General features: G+C 34.8%; 3 protein-coding genes. 1 reads left to right on the forward strand and 2 read right to left on the reverse strand.

Going from position 1 to position 4,358, the window contains the following annotated elements; genetic code table 11:
- Positions 1-810, reverse strand: an 810-nt coding sequence (locus ABJI11_RS18125) for an MFS transporter (RefSeq protein ID WP_348355547.1), incomplete at its 3' end; no start/stop codon positions are given.
- Between the two features lie 116 nt (positions 811-926).
- Between ABJI11_RS18125 and ABJI11_RS18130 the strand changes: the two genes are divergently transcribed.
- Positions 927-1,637: an SDR family oxidoreductase gene (locus ABJI11_RS18130; protein WP_348355550.1), complete on the forward strand. Its 711-nt coding sequence runs from the start codon at positions 927-929 to the stop codon at positions 1,635-1,637.
- Positions 1,638-1,639: 2 nt separating this feature from the next.
- Here the strand turns inward: ABJI11_RS18130 and ABJI11_RS18135 are convergent.
- A partial coding sequence (locus tag ABJI11_RS18135; protein ID WP_348355553.1) for a PD-(D/E)XK nuclease family protein occupies positions 1,640-4,358 on the reverse strand: 2,719 nt, incomplete at its 5' end.

Below are 4,358 nucleotides of genomic sequence, written 5' to 3' on the forward strand. Positions count from 1 at the left end.
TTCTAAAATTTCGGGAGCATAGTACAGCACAAAATTAATGCCTGATAGTTGATTGAAAAATGCAATAAAGAACGCTAGCCAAAGCACTTTTGAATATTTCTTTTGAAATAGTTTTTCGCTTTTAGTGGTATGTTGTAGATCGGTCTTTATTTCAGCTAAATGTTGAGAAGCCTTTTCCTTAGGGTATATAATCTCTAATATTTTCAATGAAGCTTCATCGTCTTTTTTATGTAAGGCCAACCATCTTGGACTTTCTGGAACGGTCAATACCATTACCGTGTATATCAACGCGGGTATGGCTTCAACGCCTAACATCCAACGCCAATCGTTAGCGCCATCAAAACCTTTTAACAACCAGTTAGAAACAAAGGCAATTAAAATACCGAATACCAACCAAAATTGATAGAGTCCGCCAAGCTTACCACGATTCTCTTTAGATGTAATTTCAGAAATATAAATAGGAGCGGCAACCGATGAAATACCAACACCAACGCCACCAATGAAACGAAATATGGAGAATGAATAAGGATCTTGTGCCAATGCAGATCCCAAGGCAGAAACCAAGAATAAGATACCTACCCAAAGTAGAGTCTTTTTTCGTCCTAAGTTTTTAGTAGGGATTCCACCAAAAAGAGATCCTACAACTGTTCCCCAAAGTGCCATACTCATTATAAAGGTACCGTGAAATAGGGGTGAGGTGTTCCACAATTGCTTTATGGGTTCGTTAGCGCCACTGATTACAACGGTGTCAAATCCGAATAAAAATCCTGCAAGCGCTACGGTTATAGACCAAACGATAATTCTGTTCATTGTTGAGTATTAAGTTGTAGTTAAATATAATGAATGAAATCCGTTAATTCTTAATCTAAAAGAACAATAAAAAAAATAGAGATTTGCTACCTTGTGGTATAATTAAAAATGGAACCATGAAAGATTTAAAAAATAAAGTAGCTTATATAACAGGAGGCACCAAGGGTATTGGATTCGCTGTTGCCCAAACATTATTAAAACAAGGCATGAGAGTTGCCGTTAGTGGTCGATCTCAAGAGAGTGTAGATCAGGCGCTAAAAGATTTTGATAACGAAGCGGTTTTAGGTATTGTTTCAGATGTAGGCAAAATAGCCGATGAAAAGAGTGCGGTAACTAAAATTGTGGAGAAATGGGGTCAGGTAGATGTAGTTTTGGCAAATGCCGGAGTTGGTAATTTTGCGCCCATAGATGAGATGACAGATGATGAATGGCATCAAATGATAAATACCAACCTTAATGGAGCTTTTCATTCATTAAAGGCATCTGTTGAGGAATTGAAAAAGTCAAAAGGATATTACATAACATTGGCAAGTTTGGCAGGTACCAATTTCTTTGCAAAAGGAGCTGGGTACAATGCTTCTAAATTTGGGGTAGTTGGCTTTACGCAAGCGGCAATGTTAGATTTAAGACAGTATGATATTAAAGTATCTACTATTATGCCGGGATCGGTTTCTACACATTTTAATAACAACGAACCAGATGAAAAAGATGCATGGAAAATTCAACCAGAAGATATTGGTGAATTGGTATTGGATCTTTTACAAATGAACGAAAGAACCTTACCTAGTAAAATAGAGGTAAGGCCTACAAGACCGGACAAGAAATAGTATTACACTTCTTTCTCTGTAAAAGGAATATCAGCATTACAGATTTCTGTAATCAGTTGACCAAGAATCTGCTCGAAATCCGAAATTACCTCATTATTTATGATGTGATTTTTTGGTCCTCGAGCAGCTTCTTTTTGTGCGAATAGCAAGGTGCCATCAGCAAAATTCTTAAGGGATATAATACCTGCTTGTATGGTTAGATTTTCTGCGGGATGAGTTTTGAAAAACATCAATCCGTAGCAAAGTAATTGAAACGCTTTACTAAATTGGTACTCATCTGTCAAGACATCCCAATCCATTAGTTCAACATTACGGCGTTCTACCTTACCTGTTTTGTAATCTATGATACGGGTTATGCCATCATATTCATCTACACGATCCAATTTTCCTTTTAAGATAATTGGGAAATCTAACCCTGGTACTGTTAATGGTACAGACAATTCCTGTTCTAGCGCTATAATTTTAATGCTATGGTCATTTATGGCAGCTATTTCAGCATCAATAAACGTTTGTATGTATTTCAGGATAACATGAAAAGAAATATAGTTTTTACCGGAACTAATGTTTCCTTCTTTGTACGTTTTTTCAAAATTACGTGCTACTGATGTAGAAACGCTTTTACGAATATCGTTCAGTAATTCTTTGGTTAAGGTTTTTCCAACTAGCGGTGTGTATAGCTCTTCTAAACTATCATGAACAATGGTACCAAAGGTATTTGGCGCCAAAGTTTCCTCTACTTGCATGACTTCATTGATATTCAATAAATTCTGCTTATAAAAATCAATAGGGTTTCTAATATAATTACTTAGTGAACTTGGTGAAAAGCCTTTTCTTGCTTTCTCACGAATAAGCTCCATTAAACTTTTTGTCTTATCAATCTTCTCTATTTCTTTTGTAATAGGCTGAATAGTGGGCGTGGCAATAAAAGATTTTATGTCCGTTCTATTGTCGTCGGTTAATAATTGTGTAATTAGTCTACTTCGTTCACCGCCTTCTAGAGCATCTGGTTCTGTATTATAAAGAACGTATACATTTTTGGCACGTTGTAGTAAACGATAAAAGTGATAGGTATAAACCGCATCTTTCTCTTTGTAGGTAGGTAATCCGTTTTTAATTTTTAGGTCAAAGGGTATAAATGAGTTATTAGATTTCCCCGATGGTAATACTCCCTCGTTGACAGAAGTTATAATGATAGTTTCAAAATCTAGCAATCTACTTTCTAACATTCCCATAATCTGGATGCCTTCAATAGGATTCCCCTGAAAATCTAAAGTTTCAGAGCTCAATAATTGACTAAAAAGATGCTTAAGACTTTTTAGATTATTGATGTATGTAAAGCTTGTACATAAATCTTTTAGCTGATTGAATAGGGTATAGAATTTATATAGCTGTTCTAGTAATAAAGAATTTTGTTTTACAATTTCTATACTTCTGATAGACTGAATAAGTGCTAGAAAATTATCAATAAGTTTGTTAGGGTTATTTTTGACATCTTCAAAGAGTAAATGAATAGCCTCATTTTCTGGTAATAATTCACGTATTTGAGTATTGGTGATGTAAGACCAGTTATTTGTTTTGATTTTTGAAACTAAACGCTCTGTAGAGACCTCGTTAGCATCAAATAGTAATACAGCATATGAATGTGTCAAAAGATTCAGTAAATGCTTGTAGAACCATCCCTTTTCTGTTTTTTGCTCGTGAAACTCAATAAGGTTGGTAAAAAAGCTAGCCAAGGTGGTAGATTCTAGTTTTTGCCCCATGGTAATGTTGGTGGCTGGAATATTGTCTGGAATAGCGTTCAACAAAGGATTCAGTAATTCTTCATTACCTAGAACAATAGCAGCGTTACGTAAGGAGTCTGGCGAATCATTTTGTATTTGGTAAAGTAAGTCACCTACATAATTGACTTGAGAGATATTTTTAGGTACACCAATAATTTCAATATTCTTTTTGGTATTGTAGTAATTGGTAAGCCCTGCAAGAGGTTTGTCTTTTAAAATATTCCAAGTGCTTTTGTAGTTGCGTATAAAAAAACCTGCATCATGAATATTGTCTTGTAGAAAGTAAGGGTCAATATCCCAATAAATGGATGCATCTGTCTTTTCAAGAATGGTTTGGATGAGAATACTTTCTGCTGTATTCAGTGCATTGAAACCTAAGAATACATGTTTTTTGTTAGTATTGCTAAGGTAATTTGGTAATTCTGAAACTGAGGTTTTATAAATAAGACCCTGGTGACCAAGTCCCTGTTCAAGTAACTGGTTATTAAATTGATTGTATATCCCTTCTAGATATCTCCAGAAATGAAGGTAGTTTTCAATCATCTCAGAATTATCTGTATTCAATGACCAATGGTTGACCTCTTGTATAGCGGCTACATTTTGGTATAATGTAGATGCGTCAACTAAGTAACGATCAACTTCATTAAAATCTTGTAGGAGTATTTGTCCCCATTTTAAGAAAGAATCGAAAGATTCTTTTTCATAATCGCCTACTTTTAAATAGGCATTATAGAGTTCAAATAATTGTGTGGTAGTATTTGCGGTAACAAGGTTAGAAACCTTTTCTATAAAATCTTCTATACTATAGATTTCTGGAGCAAGTACTGTTTTGGTAAGAGATTGCGATAATATTTTTTTAAGAAAAACACCTGCACGTTTACTGGGTAGAATAAAAACTACATTACCAGTACCAGGGTTATTCTTAATTACTTCTTGTACT

It is taken from the genome of Maribacter sp. (assembly GCF_039968975.1).
GTDB lineage: Bacteria > Bacteroidota > Bacteroidia > Flavobacteriales > Flavobacteriaceae > Maribacter.

What these genes read in the sequence shown, in the direction of transcription:
- ABJI11_RS18130 (WP_348355550.1), top strand. Translation starts at nt 927, where the DNA reads ATGAAAGATTTAAAAAATAAAGTAGCTTATATAACAGGAGGCACCAAG.